Below are 16,536 nucleotides of genomic sequence, written 5' to 3'. Positions count from 1 at the left end.
TAAAAAACTGCTTCTATGAAATATTTGATTAAAATTCAACTTTTACTTTTATTATTGACTTTCTCAAGTTGCGCACAAAAGAATTCATCCGAAAGCGGAAAAGTTGATACTTATGAAAATGTGAAAACTCAACTAAAAAGAACTGAAGTTGATAAACTTAATCCAAAAGCAAACATTGAAGAATTAGAAATGGAAGTTAATAATGGAGGCTTTAATCAATACTTTATAAATTCTGGTCAAAATTGTTATGAAACTTTAAAGGCACTGAAAAAAATTGGAAAAGTTGAAACTGCCAAACTTCTTGAAAGCGCAATTAACCTAATCAATCCTAATAATATATCCGAAATTGATTTTATAGAAAAGCTAAGGAAAAGAGATGTTGAAGAATTATATGACGACAAAATAAGCGCCGAACTAAATAAACTGGATACCGAATTTTATAAATACAAAGACGGAAGTATAACGGAAGAATAACGTTGCATAACACACGCTACAAGCAATTTGGGTATTAGGCTTAATTTGAAATTGGTTTTGTATTTGTGATGATTTGCTTCGCCTGTTCGCTATCGCATTCTATGATGAAAAACAAGTAAAAATTGTTAAAACTACGATGCAAATTTATACGTGTTTATATATGAAGTTTCTCTGTTAATGACAGCAAAAACCCTGCTTATAAGTTTGCATCTAATATTGTTTAAAACAAGCATAGAATTTTTTCCTTCAGCCTTTTTCTTATTGTAATATTCTTTTAATTGAGGATCATACTTCAATGTGGTCATAGCGCACATTTGCAGCAAGGATTTTATTTTTTTATCAGCCATATGATTTACTTTAGTCCTGCCTTTTATACTAGAGCCGGAGCTGCATTCAAATGGGGCAACTCCAGAATAACAGGCAAATTGTCTCCAATTTTTAAAAGCCGTAAATCCTTTTGTGGCAATGATTAAATATATGCTGGTTTGTTCCCCTATTCCAGGAATGGTTCTGATGAGTTGAGTCTGTTTGTTCAACTGAGCATTTGCTTTGATGATTTCTTTCATCTTGGTTTCTATTTTGCGGATAGCATTTCTAATGGTTTTGGTTAAACTTTGATTGATTGATGATACTTCCTTGAAAACTTCTTTACTTGCAAAACCCTTATTTTCCTTAGTTGTTTCTAAAAGCAATAATGATTTAAGCATTTTTTCTCTTTCGGTATACAGAATTTTTAGTTTTTGAATGTCTATAGCTGTCAAAGTAAAAAGTTTGAGTTTGTCAATATTTCTATAGCTGTAATAGGCAATATCTTTAGCGTCTGATTTATCGGTTTTTCCTCTTGAAATCCCCTTTGATCTTTTTATTTCAACGGCTGGGACAATCCATAAATCTAACTTTAAATCCATTGAAGCAGACGAAAGATGATTGGTATAAACCCCTGTGTTTTCACAACAAAAAAGAGTTTGATTTATGTCAATCTTCTTGCTTAGATTTTTGACAAACAGACTAATGCTTTTTATGTTGTTTTCAACAACAAAATGTTCCGATTTCAAAGAAGAAACATCAAGAATAGTGATATCTAATTTTAGTTTTGAAATATCAATACCCACATAAAATAAATAGTTTTTCATAACTTTGGATTTAGGATAAACAAAAATGTTGAACTTCTTTAGAGCCTTTATTAGACCTTGATGTCTATCATTCTATTTGAAGCAATTCAACGGGTTCAAGGAGAAGGCAGAGGACTAATGCGATAGTTAAGTCTTAAGCTTAGCTCGGGTGAAAGTTCACCTCTGCTTTCCTTTGAATAAATTTAATGTTTTTTACTCTAACACAAAGTAAAGGCTCGGGTGGCAAATCCGAAGAATGGTCTTAATTTAGTACCAAACCCGCTGTAGTACCAAGACGTTAGCAACAATTATAAAACCAACAATATGACAAACACTGGTATAATGATTTTATTCAAAGTAAGAAATTTACTTTTGGTTCTTCTGACATTTCAATTCTCAGCCTGCACAGGACAAGTAAAAGAAAAATCTGTTACTGATTCAATAGAAAAACAAGTAAACACCCAACCACTCATTTTAAAACAAAGCACGACCTTTCCGCAAATTCACACCAACTTAAATGGTATGGTAAGAGAGTTTGTAAGGACAATGTATCAAGACAAAAAAGGGAATTATTGGTTTGGAACAAATGGAAATGGGATTATCCGGTATGATGGGCAAACACTTCAAAAAATTTCAATCGAAGGACTTCGCCCATTGAAAGTTGTTTATGAAATTGTTGAAGACAAGGCTGGCAATGTTTGGTTTGCAACTTCTACTGGACTAGTAAAATTTGATGGTGAGAAATTTGCGACATACTCGACAGAAGTCGGTCTTCAAAAAGAGGAAATCTTTAGTATTTGTATTGATAAAAAAGGTTTGATTTGGGTTAGTAATGGCGAAGGCGTCAGTCATTTTGATGGTAAAAAATTCACACCTTTTATTTTACCTGAAACAAAGGTTGAAAATCCAAAACCTATGTTATCTGATAAATTGGTTTTTCAATTTTTAGAAGACAAAAATGGAACGATGTGGTTTGTTACCGATGGAAATGGAATTTTCAAATACAAGAACGGGGAGTTTACTCATTTAACTACTAAAAATGGACTTACCGACAATAATGTCTTTGATATTTTAGAAGACAAGCAAGGAAATATTTGGATTGGTACTTTTAATGGTGGTGTGAGTAAATATGATGGTAAAACATACACTAACTTCACAAAGGAAGGAATTATTGAAGGTCTAGAAACATATAATTTTTGTGAAGATACGAAAGGTAATATATGGTTTACGGCAGAAGGTTATGGCGTGTATCGTTTCGATGGAACAAATTTCACCCAATTCACAACTAAAGACGGATTAACCACAAACGTGGTTCAAAGTATACTTGAGGACCACAAAGGCCAACTTTGGTTTGGCACTTGGCAAGGAATAAGTATTTATGATGGACAAAAAATTATGAATGCTAAAGAAAAAGAACCTTGGACGAAGTAAAAATAACTGTTGCTAACAGCCGTTTGGCAAGATTGCGAGTTTTGTAGTAAATTCACGTTTACATTTCGCAAGAAATTTTATCTTTAGCAGAAAATAAACGGTTACGAAGTTCTCAACCTCGCCAAGCGGCGAAACGTTACCAGTACTATTTCCTCTGCAAAGCAAAAGAATGAAATTTAAAAATCTTTGAATTTGAACTATGAATTTTATAGTAGAAAATGAAAAATTGGAAATCCAATATATTCCAGGAAACGGTGCTTGGACTTACCATCTTATTATACCAAATACTAAAAATATAAAAGGAAAATGGGGCGATTTAAAAGTGTCAGGAAAAATTGATGATTACGAAATAAATAGTAAAAACTTAGCACCTTTAAAAAATTCAGACAAAAAAATGTCTTTGAACTCGGAAATTAGAAACTTTATAGGGAAAAGAGGTGGAGAATTCGTAAACGTCACGCTTTATCTTGTAAATGAAAACACTGAAAAAAAAAATGAAAATGAAATGATTTTTGAATGTTTTAAGGATGCTGAAGTTTTAAATATATTCAAAAAACTCAAAATTGAGGAACAAAATGAAATAATTCAAAACATAAATTCATCTGCTACTGAAAATCAGAAAGTAGAAAAAATTGTGAAATTTATTGCAACACTTGAACAGTTAAATTAAAAAAAACTGCTCCTAAACCGTTGTTAGCACTAATTTTAAGAAAAAAATCGTAAATTTATAACTTTAATAAAAGAATCGTTTATGATGACATTTTGGATAATTGCAATATTTATTTTTGTTGCTTCAACGTACATACTATCGAAATTTACTTTGAAAGAAAACAGAAAAGAAACTGGCGAGAAAGTTTGGAAATATGGGTATGGAAGATCTACGTATTGGCGACTTCTTTGTTTATGTAGTTTCGGAATAACAGTTGCAATAATGCTTGTTATGCATTGGATAGGAATTCCTATCTTAACGCGTTGATATACCACAATCGTTAGCGGAGTTTTGTTGCTAAATAAAAATTTCAGTATCAGTTCTTCTTTTTCAAAACCTCATTTATTTTTCTTTAAACCGTAAAATAATTGTATTTTTAGCAAAATTTTATGTCAAAAACCTAAGACATGACCCAAGAACTACAAAAACTTCATTCGGTTTGGATTAGTACTCAAAAAAGAGCCAACGAGAATACTTTATTACCACAAATAAAGTTTGACGAAATTGCCAGTTCGATAATAAGCTCTGGTCCATTTTATTATTACATCATTGATTTTTATGATATGTCTTTATCGAACGTTAGTCCAGCTATAACAGATATTCATGGATTTGACCCGGAAACCGTATCTTTTAATGATATTCTTGGAACAATACATCCTGACGATGTTGACTTCATAGTAAAAGCCGAAGCTTCAATACTTAATTTTTTTTATACTAACATAGGTCCGGAAAGATTGACTAACTATAAAATGAATTACAGTTTTAGAAGTCGAATGAAAAATGGGGAATATTGCATGCTCAATCATCAAGCCATTATTCTTACTTTAGATCCAAAAGGTGGATTTGGAAAATCATTGAATATTCATACCAGAATCGATCATTTGACCAAAAACAACACCTACCAATATTCCATGATAGGGCTAAAAGGCGAACCTTCCTATATGAATATTGATGTTTTTGAAGATACCCAATGCTTTTCAGAATTTTCAAAAAGAGAAATTGATATCATTAAGCTAATTGCAGAAGGTTTTGACAACAATGAAATTGCCGAAACACTTTTTATCAGTGTCAATACCGTAAAACAGCATCGCAAAAATATTTTAAAGAAATCCAACTCCCGAAATACCGCCCAATTAATTAGAAAAAGTACATTACAAGGCTTATTATAAATTCTATTCGATTTGTCTTTAAAAGCAGAGCTATTAGAGAAAAATAGAATAATTCCCAACGCTTTAAGTTGTGGGATTGTTTACAAAATACATTTTCATCGTCCCTCTATTTTTAACTTCAATTTCACCTCTGTAATCACAATCAAAGCGGTCTTTAATGAGTTCATACGTGTTTTCGGATACATTAATTTTCCCGGGCTCTGAATTAGATTCCATCCGGGAAGCAATGTTTACGGTATCTCCCCAAATATCATACGCAAATTTCTTGGTACCGACTACTCCGGCTACCACGGGGCCCGAATTAATTCCGATGCGAATTTCAAAACGAGTATGATTTAAAGGATTATTATTTTTTGAATCTCTGACAAATGTGGCAATTTCAAAAGCCGCTTGTACCATTTTAAAAGCATGGTCTTCTGTTGGAAAAGGCAAACCTCCCGCGCACATGTAACAATCACCAACTGTTTTGATTTTCTCTAAATCATATTTCTCCATGATTTCATCAAATTTTGAAAAATAATAGTCGACACTTTCCACTAATTTTTCTGGCGGTAGTTTTTCTGCATATTGGGTAAATCCCTCAAAATCGGTAAATAATACCGATACCGATTCGAATTTTTTGGCGAGTACCTTGCCATTTTGTTTCAACTCATGAGCCGTTTCTTCAGGAAGAATATTTAGCAACAAGCTGTCTGACCGATTCTTTTCCTCTTCAATAATTACATTGGTTTTCTTTATGAATTTATACCTTCTGAACATTCCAAAAGCAAGTAAGAAAACCAGTCCCGATGAAATCGCGGATGAAATGGCAATAATCTGTCGGTTTTTTTTTCCTTGGTTGAGCAAATCGACTTCAATCTGTTTCTGGGAAACTTCAAAATTCGTTCGCAAATCAGCCATTTGCTGAACCGATTTGAGATTGGTGACACTATCTCGATAAAGAATATGATTCTTATAATGCTTAAACGATTCAACGGGATTTCCGGATATTTGATACAGCTCAGAAAGTTTAAGATTTGAATTACTGATTTGGTCTTTCAATCCATATTTTTGAGCTAACTCCAGACTTCTCTGCGCATAATTGAGCGCAACAGTCTGATTATTTTGTTTTAAATAGATAGCTGACATATAGGTCAGGTAATCTGAAATCGCATAATAATCCTTTAGTTCTTCCAGAATTTTTATGGCTTTACTCATGTATTTCATGGCCAAAACGTCTTTTCCCTGCTCGGCATAGACCATTCCAATGTTTCCTAAATTATAGGCAGTTCCAATCAAATAATCGGCTTTCTTGAAAATTTCACCGGACTCTTTAAAATTCCTTAATGCCAAATCATATTTCTTGTTTTTAAAATATTCATCGCCCATATTTAATAAAGCAGACGCTAACCCAATGGAATTATCCGTCTTTCTTAATAATTTGATTGCTTTATTGTAGTAGATATAGGCATTTTTAGAATTCCCCATAACCGAATATACATCGGCAATAGACGAATAAGCAGTTCCTTGACCCGCACTATATTTTGCTTTGCTTGCTGCGGCCTCACTTTTAAAAAAAGCATCTAAGGATTTATTCAAATCTCCTATAAGTCTGAGTTTATTTCCTTTTTGAAAATACCCTCTGTGCAGGTATAAATAGTTGTTTTCTAACTTTGACAGCGCAATAAGTTCCTCTGCATATCTTAGCGACAGCCTGAGATTATTCACTTCATTGAAAGATAAATTCCGGAGTAATTCTAATTTTTCAGCATTTTCAATATTCCCTCTCTGATAAATTTTCACAAGGCTATCAGCGACTTTTTGCTCCTGGGCTAAAATACTTAAGTGCACAAAAAAAACAAAAAGAGCAATTTTAAAAGAATATTTAAAATTCAATTCCATTACGGATTTATGGCTAATTTAGGATCTATGCTAAATGTTTTTGAAGAATTACCGGAATCATAAACGCTAAAATTGATGTTGTAAATATCCAACTTACCAAGCAAACTAGAATCATTTTTGACATTGGCAGATGCGTTTCCGGACCTTCCTCCCGATCCATAAATAGTAGGACTGTCAAAAAAATTAACATCATTGGATTTGGATTCATAATCAATACTGTTGATTGCCACAGAGTATCCCGAATCCCTTGAAACACCGACCCACTTTACATTATTATTGATAAATACATAGGATTTAAAATCTTCTGGAGTTCCATTTGAAGAACTTCCGGAATTATCATCCGATAATGTGCAACAACCATCAATTTGAGATTGTGATGGAGCATTCATTCCATAAAGATTAGCAGTTTGAACGGTCAATGTGATTACTACAGGCTTTGCCATGATTACTATATTTAAAGGTTAATAAATTCTGATTCAGAAAACTATTAATTTAAAAATGGCTGGGGAAACCAAAGAATCGATATTTTGAGGTAACTATCTAATTATAAGGTAAATATAATATTTATTTTTTAAAATAAAGTAGTATATTTAAAGGATTTTAATCCAAATTCATTCTTATGAATATTGACCACCAACCCATTGACTGGAAAGAAATATTTCATCCAAAAAATATAATTCTAAATTTAGTGGGCGTAGTATTCATTACATTGGCACTAAAGGGATTTATGATACCCAATAAATTTTTGGATGGCGGTATTATAGGGATTTCGATACTTGTACATGAAATTACCCATCTGCCATTTGGAATTCTTGTCTTGGGTTTAAACATACCGTTTTTGTTTTTAGGAAAAAGATTATTGGGAAAAACATTTGCATTACAAAGCTTGATGACTTTTTTATTACTAGCCGCCAGTATGACTTTTATTCATATTGAAGCAGTTACCACAGACAGACTTTTAATTGCTTTATTCGGCGGTTGCCTTATTGGTATCGGGATGGGTTTGTGCATTCGGAGTGGTTCCACTGCTGATGGTGTAGAAATCTTGGCTTTATTAACTACCCGAAAAATCGGGCTCAATGTATCCGAAGTTATCTTTGGGATGAATACTTTATTGTTTTTGGCTGCAGCTTGGTCTTTTGGTATTGGCACAGCATTGTACTCAATTGTCACTTATTTTTCGGCTATAAAATCCCTCGATTATATAACGCACGGCTTAGAACAATACACTTCCTTACACATCATTTCATCCAAAAGTGAAATTATTAAATCATTAATTGTGAAAAAATTCGGGAAAGGAATTACAATAATTAAAGGGGAACGGGGTTATTTACCTGATACTTTCGATTTAAAAACAGATTGTGACATTATCATCACTGTAGTAACGCGACTTGAATTGCTTAGAATCAAAGATGAGATACGGAAATTAGACCCCAATGCTTTTATGTTTATTCAATACATCAAAGAAGCCAGCGGCGGAATTTTAAGAAACAAACAAAAACACTAGTATCGAAAATCCATGAAATGAAAATCTCACAGAGATGCTTTCAGGACCTATACCCTATTTTTAAATTTAATTGTGCTGTAAATATGAAAAACTGGAATCTTTTGTATACCAATGTCATGGATTGTTTAAAAACACAATTGTCTCCTTTTCTCATTTATCACCATTGGAAACACACGCAACATGTGCTGGAAGCAGCGGAATATATTGCGCAACAAGATAATACAACTGAGGAAGATATACTGCTTGTTAAAACGGCGGCATTGTTTCATGATGCGGGATTTATCAACGGAATTAATGAGGGGCATGAAGAAGAAAGCATTCGGTTTGCTGAAAAAAAGTTGCCAGATTTTGGATATACCAAAAAAGAAATTGAAATCATTGCCGGCATGATACGAGCCACGATAATTCCGCAACAACCAAAAACCAAATTAGAATGTATACTTGCAGATGCCGATGTCGAATACTTGGGTACCAATCATTTTGAGCGCATCGGAAATAAACTCTATTTGGAATTGAAACATTATAATCCAAATCTCAGCTTGGAAGAATGGAACGACATGCAAATTAATTTTCTCCAATCGCACTTTTATCATACCGACTATTGCATTCAAAATAGAACTGCCGTAAAAGAAAAGAATCTTAAAGAACTGATTGAAAGGAAAAAATTAGAAAAGAGATAAAATCGACTTAGTTGGTATTCCTAAATGAATGGCTGTAATTTTATTTTAAATGCAGGTCTAAAAATAATTCTGAACGAATAGTATCATTGCGTGACGAAGTTTTTACTGTAAAATAGTCCTAATATTTGCTTAAAAACTTACGATTAGTTAGATTTGAATGCAATACTTAATTCGCATTAACTCCCGAAACTAATTTAGCAGTTATCCCATGAAAAAAATATTCCTATTTGCCTTACTCTACAGTTTTTCTTTTACCCAAGCACAACAAAATTTAGTAAAATATGTTAAGCCAATCATTGGTACCGAAAAAATGGGGCATACTTATCCTGGTGCAACAGTTCCTTTTGGAGCAGTGCAACTAAGCCCGGAAACGGATACTATTTCATACGAACTTAATGGCAAATACAACGGAGACGTTTATAAATATTGCGCCGGTTACAAATATGAAGACAAGACTATTGTAGGTTTCAGTCACACGCATTTAAGTGGAACAGGACACTCTGATCTTGGAGATTTTCTAATTATGCCAACACAAGGAAAATTGCAGTTGAATCCTGGAACTGCTGCAAACCCAAAAAGTGGATTTCGCTCCGCGTTTTCTCATGCTAACGAAAAAGCCGAAGCCGGCTATTATAAAGTTAAACTGGATGATGACGGTATTTTAGCCGAAATGACTGCTACAACTCGAGTTGGTATGCATCAATATACTTTTCCAAAATCGGACGAAAGTCATATCATTTTAGACTTAATGGCCGGAATTTATAATTACGATCAAAAAGATGTTTGGACCTATGTGAGAGTTATTAATGACACTTTGATTACCGGTTACAGACAAACGAATGGCTGGGCAAGAACCCGAACGGTTTATTTTGCCATGTCATTTTCTAAACCTTTTAAAGAATATGGTCAAAAAAATTATGATGCTAAACAGCCGTATAGAGGATTTTGGGGCAAGTTCGACCAAACCAAAAATTTCCCTGAAATAGCCGGAAAAAAAATACGAATGTATTTTGATTTCAAAACAGAAGAATCCGAAAAAATAAAAATAAAATTCGCTTTATCCTCGGTTAGCCAAGAAAACGCATTGCAAAATATGCAGGCAGAAATTAAAGATTGGGATTTTGAAAAAGTAAAAGACCAGGCACAAGCAATTTGGAACAAAGAATTGAATAAAATCAATATCACTGCATCAGAAGATACCAAAGTGAATTTTTACACCGCCATGTATCATACTTTCATAAATCCAACAACTTACACGGACGTAAACGGACAATACAAAGGACTGGATCAAGGAACTCACCAAGCAGACGGTTTTACCAATTACAGTACTTTTTCACTTTGGGATACCTATCGGGCATTGCATCCTTTTTTCAATATAATCCAACCCTCACGTAACAATGATATGGTAAAATCCATGCTGGCACATTACAATCAAAGTGCCTTGCACATGTTACCCATTTGGTCTCATTATTCCAATGATAACTGGTGTATGAGCGGCTATCATAGTGTTTCTGTAATTGCGGATGCCATTATAAAAGGAACTTACAATGGAGATGAAAACCAAGCTTTGGAAGCCTGTATCACTACAGCAAACCACCGCAATTATGAAGGCATAGGCAGCTATATTGATTTGGGTTACATTCCTGCCGAAAAAAGTGGCATATCTGTTTCAAACACATTAGAATATGCTTATGATGATTGGTGTATTGCACAAATCGCCAAGAAACTAAACCGAACTGATGTATACAATGAATTTATAAAACGCTCCGGAAATTGGAAAAACAATTTTGATAAAACAACTGGTTTTATGCGTCCAAAATTAGCTGATGGTACCTTCAAAAAAGAATTTGACGCTTTGAGCACCCACGGTCAAGGTTTTATAGAAGGCAATAGCTGGAACTACAGCTTTTTTGTACCGCAGGATCCAACTCAATTAGTCACTCAAATGGGTGGCAAAAAATCTTTTGCATCACGATTGGATACCCTGTTTTCAATGTATTTGCCAGATTCATTTTTTGCAGAAACCGAAGATATTACCCGAGAAGGAATCATAGGCGGTTACGTTCATGGCAATGAACCTGCGCATCATGTGGCTTATTTTTACAATTGGACAGACGAACCTTGGAAAACGCAATCCCAAGTGCGTAAAATTTTGAACATGCAGTACAAACCTACTCCCGATGGTTTAGGAGGAAACGATGATTGCGGACAAATGAGTGCTTGGTATATATTCTCTTCACTGGGTTTCTATCCTGTAGCGCCGGGATCTGATGAATACAGTTTAGGCTCGCCATTGGTAAATAATGCAACCCTGACTTTAGAAAATGGAAAAACATTTACTGTGGAAGCGATGAACCAAAGTGATAAAAATGTTTATGTGAAAAAAGTGCTGTTGAACGGAAAACCATTAAACAGTTTATTTATCAAACATGCTGACATTACCAACGGTTCAAAAATCACTTTTTATATGAGTCCAAAGCCAACAAAAAAATAAAGCTAATGGCACCGAATCCAAAAAAAACTATTTGTTGAAAAACCAAAACTATACGAAATGACAAAATTAGTTACCGTATTTATAATTCCATTAATTCTATTTGTAGTCACTGCAAATGCTCAGAATAAAGTTGAAAAAATAACCGCAAAAGACGGAATGCATTATATTACCACAAACATTGATTATCCCATAACGGGAACCTATCTTTTTGAAGGCCTTACAGAACCTATCGTACAATTAGACCCCGATGGAACCGGTGTTTTTCAGGTATTGGATTTATCAAAAACCACTATCCTTTGGGGAATGGAATGTTTTGAAAATGGCACTCCGAAATACCAAAAAGGATTTAACTATGCGGTATACACGCTTTGGTACAAAAACAAAGACACAAGTTCAGAAATGGAAACCTCAGAAGATTGGACAAATGCCCATTTTTCTATCCATTTTCAAAAAAAGAAAATGTTCATCTTAGGAGACAGAAGCAAAGATTATGTAGAGTAATCTATTAATCCAAAATTCATATGGTATGAACATTTTAGCTTAAAATCAGTATCTTAAACTTTATTTCAAGAAAACGTTTTCGTAAAATGGAATAATTCTGGTTTAATTTTCCATTTAATTTTTGAAAATTAATAATTATTATTAATTTTTATTTAATTTGCGAGTCAATTCAACATTCGAATAATGACTTCTATAACCAGACTTTTTGATTTTCCCTATTATCAACAAGATAAATATACTTCAATTCCAGATGCTTTAACAACTAAGCAAAATGGAGTTTGGATAAAAACTTCTACTCAAGAATACATCGCTAAAGCCAATGCTGTTTCGAGGGCGCTCTTGAAAATGAATGTTCAAAAAGACGATAAAATTGCCATTATTTCTACTAATAATAGAACCGAATGGAATATTATGGATATTGGTGTGTTACAAACCGGCGCGCAAACCGTTCCTATTTACCCAACCATTTCCGAAGATGATTATGAATATATCCTGAATCATTCCGGTGCCATATATTGTTTTGTATCGGATGCCGAAGTACTGCGCAAAGTAAATTTGATTCGAAATAAAATTCCGAATGTAAAAGAAGTCTATTCGTTCAACGAAATTGAAGGTTGCAAAAACTGGAATGAATTATTGATTCATGGTGTAGACACAGGCAATCAAAGTGAAGTTGAAGACCGTAAAAACAATGTAAAAACAGAAGATTTAGCGACTATAATTTATACTTCGGGAACCACCGGAAAACCGAAAGGAGTTATGCTTTCGCATAAAAACATTGTCTCAAATGTGCTGGACAGTGCTTCCAGAATTCCTTTTGAAGCTGGAAAAAGCCGTGCGTTGAGTTTCCTTCCTATTTGCCATATTTTCGAAAGAATGATTTTGTATTTATACCAATATTACGGAGTTTCGGTATATTTTGGGGAATCAATTGATAAAATTAGTGACAATCTAAAAGAAGTTAGACCAACAGTAATTACTGCGGTTCCAAGACTTTTGGAAAAAGTATACGATAAAATTTATGCCAAAGGAACGGAATTAACCGGTATCAAAAAGAAACTATTCTTTTGGGCAATTGATTTAGGATTAGTCTATGAGCCTTATGGCAAAAATGGATTTTGGTATGAGTTCCAACTCAAAATTGCCCGCAAACTGATTTTCAGTAAATGGAAAGAAGGTTTGGGTGGAAACCTTGATTTGATGGTTTCTGGAAGTGCCGCTTTACAACCTAGATTAGCGAGAGTTTTTGCTGCAGCAGAAATTCCGGTAATGGAAGGCTATGGTTTAACCGAAACGTCACCTGTAATCTCTGTTAATGATATGAGAAATCACGGTTTCAAAGTAGGAACTGTGGGTAAAGTAATTGATAATGTAGAAGTGTTAATTGCGGAAGACGGTGAAATCCTTTGTAAAGGACCAAACGTAATGATGGGCTATTACAAAGACGAAAAACTGACCAATGAAGTAATTACTGACGGCTATTTTCATACTGGCGATATCGGAATTTTTGACGAAGAAGGATTCTTAAAAATTACGGACCGTAAAAAAGAAATGTTCAAAACCTCTGGAGGAAAATACATTGCGCCACAATTAATTGAGAATACGATGAAACAATCTCGTTTCATTGAACAAATAATGGTAATTGGTGACGGACAAAAAATGCCGGCAGCTTTCATTCAACCAAGTTTTGATTTTATTAAAGAATGGGGTGTTATCCATGGAATTGATGTTGGAAAAAGCAATGAAGAAATCGTCTCAAACGAAAAAGTTATTGCTCGAATTCAAGAAGAAATTGACAGCTTAAATGAAAAATTTGGAAATTGGGAGAAAATAAAACGTTTTGAATTGACACCGGATATTTGGTCTATTGAAGGCGGACAGCTTACTCCTACTCTAAAACTAAAACGAAAAATAGTGATGGAGAAATACATTGATTTATTCCATAAAATCTACAACTAGCCTTTGAAAAAACCGCTCTATTATGAAACTAAAAGTCTTAATTTGCTCTGTTATAAGTGTGTTCTTTTTTTCTAATTGTAAAGAAAAACCAAAGGAAGATTCCATAAAGGCAAATTATTTAGACTTTTCCAAACGAGACGACCAGCTGACTGGCGGTATCAAAATGATTCCGATTAAAACACCAAAAGGGACCTTCAACGTTTGGACAAAAAGAGTGGGCAATAATCCGAAAATAAAAGTGTTGTTGCTTCACGGTGGACCGGGATTGACGCATGAATTATACGAATCTTTTGACGGCTATTTCCCTAACGAAAGCATTGAATACATTTATTACGACCAGTTGGGTTCGTATTACAGTGACCAACCCAATGACAATAGTTTGTGGACCAATGAACGTTTTGTGGAGGAAGTGGAGCAAGTACGTATCGCATTAGGCTTGGACAGTTCTAACTTTTACTTGATGGGACAATCTTGGGGCGGAATCCTCGCAATGGAATACGCTTTGAAATACCAAAAAAACCTGAAAGGCTTAACCCAACTTGCAGGGTTGAATGACGATAAAAGTTAATTAATTGTTAATTACATCATTTTAACAATCATTTCTGTAAGTTTTTATTTAAAAATTGGTATTTTTTGTATTCAAAACAGGTGTTTTTTAGGTAAATTCCGTTTTGTAGTCCCCAGCAAATCTTGTCTTTAATGGGGATATTTCCGATTTTTACTAAATGTATTTCAAATCTACTTTTCGTCGAAATCCTGAAACAGGCAAAATGGAATCCTACTACCGATTGGTAGAGAGTTTTCGTGATCAAAACGATATTGTTAGAAACAGAACTATTGTAACTGCTGGATTTATAGACCATTTAACGGCTGAGGAATTGAATTATATCCAGAAAAAATTGACTGAAAAACTCAATGGAAAAAACAGCTTGTTTGAAGATGATTTTCAAGAACATCTTTGGGAGTATATTGATGAATTGTATTCCAAAATACTAAAATCAAACAAAATAGATAATTCTCATTCTTCCCAAAAAGACATTCACAGTGTAGATTTGAACACACTAAAACACACTGAAGCACGTGAACTAGGAGGTGAATGGATGAGTTTGCAAACATTGAAGCAACTAAAAATAGACCAGTTTTTATTGGATAAAAATTGGCCGGAAGAACAAGTTCAATTGGCACTCACTCAAATTATAAGCAGAGCCGTTTATCCCGCGAGCGAAAACAGAACCAGTAAATGGATAAAAGAAAATTCGGCTATTTGTGAATTAACCGCTTATCCTATCAAAAAAATAACAAAGGATAAATTATATCAATCTGCCTTAAATTTGTATCAAGTTAAAGATGAGATGGAAAAATATTTGTCTCAAAAGACCAATGAATTATTTGATATTGAAGATAAATTTTATTTGTATGACCTAACCAATACCTATTTTGAAGGTCAGAAAAAGAACAGTGATTTAGCTCAGTACGGACGTAGCAAGGAAAAGCGAACCGATGCCAAACTAGTTGTTTTGGCAGCTGTTGTAAATGTAGAAGGCTTTTTGAAATATTCCAATATCTACCAAGGGAATATGGCCGATTGCAAGACCTTGTCCGATATGATTGATAGCCTTCGTGAGGCTACGAGTGAGTCCACAAAAAAGGCTTTGGTGATTATGGATGCTGGTATTGCCACTGACGAAAACTTGAAATTGGTGACAGAAAAAGGATATGATTATTTATGTGTAAGCCGTACTAAACCCAAAAAATATGCCTTAAAAAATGAAATCCCTACAATAGTTTATGACAAAAAAAATCAGAAAATAGAGCTGAATGAAATTGAAGGTGAAGAACAAAATCAGTGTGTTTTCAAGGTGAAAAGCGACATGAAAGCAATGAAAGAACGTTCAATGAATCGCAAATTTAAAACCCTTTATGAAGACACATTAACCAAACTTGCCAATGGATTAGCCAAAAAATCGGGGATAAAAAAGCAAGAAATTATAAATCAAAAAATAGGGCGATTGCAACAAAAATATCCCTCAATAGCCAAGCATTACCAAATTGATTTATTGGTTGACCAAAAAACGAGCAAGGTAACTTCTATGAAATGGGAGGTCAAAGAAAGTCAAATAAATCAGAAAAAAGAACATGGCGTTTATTTTATAAAAACGTCTCTAAAAGAAAGGGATGAGCAAACAATTTGGAGAATATACAATTGCATACGAGAAATTGAAAGTACTTTTAGAACGTTAAAAACAGACTTGGATTTACGACCTATTTATCATCAGAACGATGAGTCAACTATGGCACATTTAAACCTTGGATTGTTAGCCTATTGGATCGTAAATACGATTAGATATCAACTAAAAGTAAAAAAAATAAATCACGATTGGCAAGAAATTATGAGAATTGCAAATACTCAAAAGTTAGTTACAACAGAGATAAAAGATGTACTTGAAAACACAATCGAAATTAAGAAATGTTCAGAGCCAAGCCCTAAACTAAAGGAAATTTACTTAGCCCTAAACTATAAAAAATGTCCCTTTACCAGGAAAAAATTTGTAGTCCCCAAATCTGAAATCCTAAAACAAGATTTCCTTTTTAAACAAAGGTTTACAAGCTAAAGTCTGC

At 33.8% G+C, this 16,536-nt stretch carries 13 protein-coding genes and 1 pseudogene; 11 read left to right on the top strand and 3 right to left on the bottom strand.

The annotated features are described in order from the left end of the window. Positions 1-15: 15 nt before the first annotated feature. The gene (locus tag Q1W72_RS14270) at positions 16-474 is read left to right on the top strand and encodes a DUF4375 domain-containing protein (RefSeq protein WP_302135971.1); all 459 of its coding nucleotides are present in this window, start codon (positions 16-18) and stop codon (positions 472-474) included. Between the two features lie 131 nt (positions 475-605). On the opposite strand, the gene Q1W72_RS14265 is transcribed toward Q1W72_RS14270, so the two are convergent. Continuing rightward, positions 606-1,607, bottom strand: coding sequence for a transposase (locus tag Q1W72_RS14265; protein WP_099714043.1), 1,002 nt, complete (start codon positions 1,605-1,607; stop codon positions 606-608). A gap of 303 nt (positions 1,608-1,910) precedes the next feature. On the opposite strand from Q1W72_RS14265, the gene Q1W72_RS14260 reads away from it, so the two are divergent. The 3 genes from Q1W72_RS14260 to Q1W72_RS14250 all read left to right on the top strand — a co-directional run bounded on the left by Q1W72_RS14260 (position 1,911) and on the right by Q1W72_RS14250 (position 4,895). Beyond that, positions 1,911-3,017: a two-component regulator propeller domain-containing protein gene (locus Q1W72_RS14260; protein WP_302135969.1), complete on the top strand. Its 1,107-nt coding sequence runs from the start codon at positions 1,911-1,913 to the stop codon at positions 3,015-3,017. A gap of 199 nt (positions 3,018-3,216) precedes the next feature. After that, positions 3,217-3,687 carry a DUF1905 domain-containing protein gene (locus Q1W72_RS14255; RefSeq protein WP_302135966.1) on the top strand — a complete coding sequence of 157 codons (471 nt, stop codon included), beginning with the start codon at positions 3,217-3,219 and terminating at the stop codon, positions 3,685-3,687. Between the two features lie 446 nt (positions 3,688-4,133). Next, positions 4,134-4,895 (top strand): LuxR C-terminal-related transcriptional regulator, encoded by a 762-nt coding sequence (locus Q1W72_RS14250; protein WP_282731637.1) that lies wholly within the window; start codon positions 4,134-4,136, stop codon positions 4,893-4,895. A 63-nt stretch (positions 4,896-4,958) separates the two neighbouring features. Here the strand turns inward: Q1W72_RS14250 and Q1W72_RS14245 are convergent, their stop codons facing one another. Together Q1W72_RS14245 and Q1W72_RS14240 are read right to left on the bottom strand one after the other, a co-directional pair. Beyond that, on the bottom strand, positions 4,959-6,677 hold the full coding sequence (locus Q1W72_RS14245) for an adenylate/guanylate cyclase domain-containing protein (protein ID WP_302135964.1): 1,719 nt from the start codon (positions 6,675-6,677) through the stop codon (positions 4,959-4,961). Between the two features lie 98 nt (positions 6,678-6,775). Further along, on the bottom strand, positions 6,776-7,219 hold the full coding sequence (locus Q1W72_RS14240; protein ID WP_099714897.1) for a hypothetical protein: 444 nt from the start codon (positions 7,217-7,219) through the stop codon (positions 6,776-6,778). A gap of 176 nt (positions 7,220-7,395) precedes the next feature. Between Q1W72_RS14240 and Q1W72_RS14235 the strand changes: the two genes are divergently transcribed. The 7 genes and pseudogenes from Q1W72_RS14235 to Q1W72_RS14205 all read left to right on the top strand — a co-directional run bounded on the left by Q1W72_RS14235 (position 7,396) and on the right by Q1W72_RS14205 (position 16,529). After that, positions 7,396-8,283 (top strand): YitT family protein, encoded by an 888-nt coding sequence (locus tag Q1W72_RS14235; RefSeq protein ID WP_099714895.1) that lies wholly within the window; start codon positions 7,396-7,398, stop codon positions 8,281-8,283. A gap of 83 nt (positions 8,284-8,366) precedes the next feature. Continuing rightward, positions 8,367-8,963 carry an HD domain-containing protein gene (locus tag Q1W72_RS14230; RefSeq protein ID WP_302135961.1) on the top strand — a complete coding sequence of 199 codons (597 nt, stop codon included), beginning with the start codon at positions 8,367-8,369 and terminating at the stop codon, positions 8,961-8,963. Between the two features lie 208 nt (positions 8,964-9,171). Then, on the top strand, positions 9,172-11,457 hold the full coding sequence (locus Q1W72_RS14225) for a GH92 family glycosyl hydrolase (protein ID WP_099714891.1): 2,286 nt from the start codon (positions 9,172-9,174) through the stop codon (positions 11,455-11,457). Between the two features lie 57 nt (positions 11,458-11,514). Beyond that, complete coding sequence (locus tag Q1W72_RS14220; RefSeq protein WP_099714889.1) at positions 11,515-11,958, top strand: hypothetical protein; 444 nt, start codon at positions 11,515-11,517, stop codon at positions 11,956-11,958. 183 nt (positions 11,959-12,141) lie between these two features. After that, on the top strand, positions 12,142-13,917 hold the full coding sequence (locus Q1W72_RS14215; RefSeq protein WP_099714888.1) for a long-chain fatty acid--CoA ligase: 1,776 nt from the start codon (positions 12,142-12,144) through the stop codon (positions 13,915-13,917). Positions 13,918-13,939: 22 nt separating this feature from the next. Further along, positions 13,940-14,446, top strand: a pseudogene (locus tag Q1W72_RS14210) (alpha/beta fold hydrolase); the annotation flags it as partial. A gap of 196 nt (positions 14,447-14,642) precedes the next feature. Further along, a complete protein-coding gene (locus Q1W72_RS14205; protein ID WP_302134830.1) occupies positions 14,643-16,529 on the top strand; it encodes an IS1634 family transposase in 1,887 nt (628 codons plus the stop codon). Positions 16,530-16,536 lie beyond the last annotated feature (7 nt).

It is taken from the genome of Flavobacterium sp. ZE23DGlu08, from assembly GCF_030505335.1.
Taxonomy (GTDB): Bacteria; Bacteroidota; Bacteroidia; order Flavobacteriales; family Flavobacteriaceae; genus Flavobacterium; species Flavobacterium algoritolerans.
Note: the sequence above shows the minus strand (reverse complement) of the source record. Positions and strands in the feature narration are given on the sequence as shown.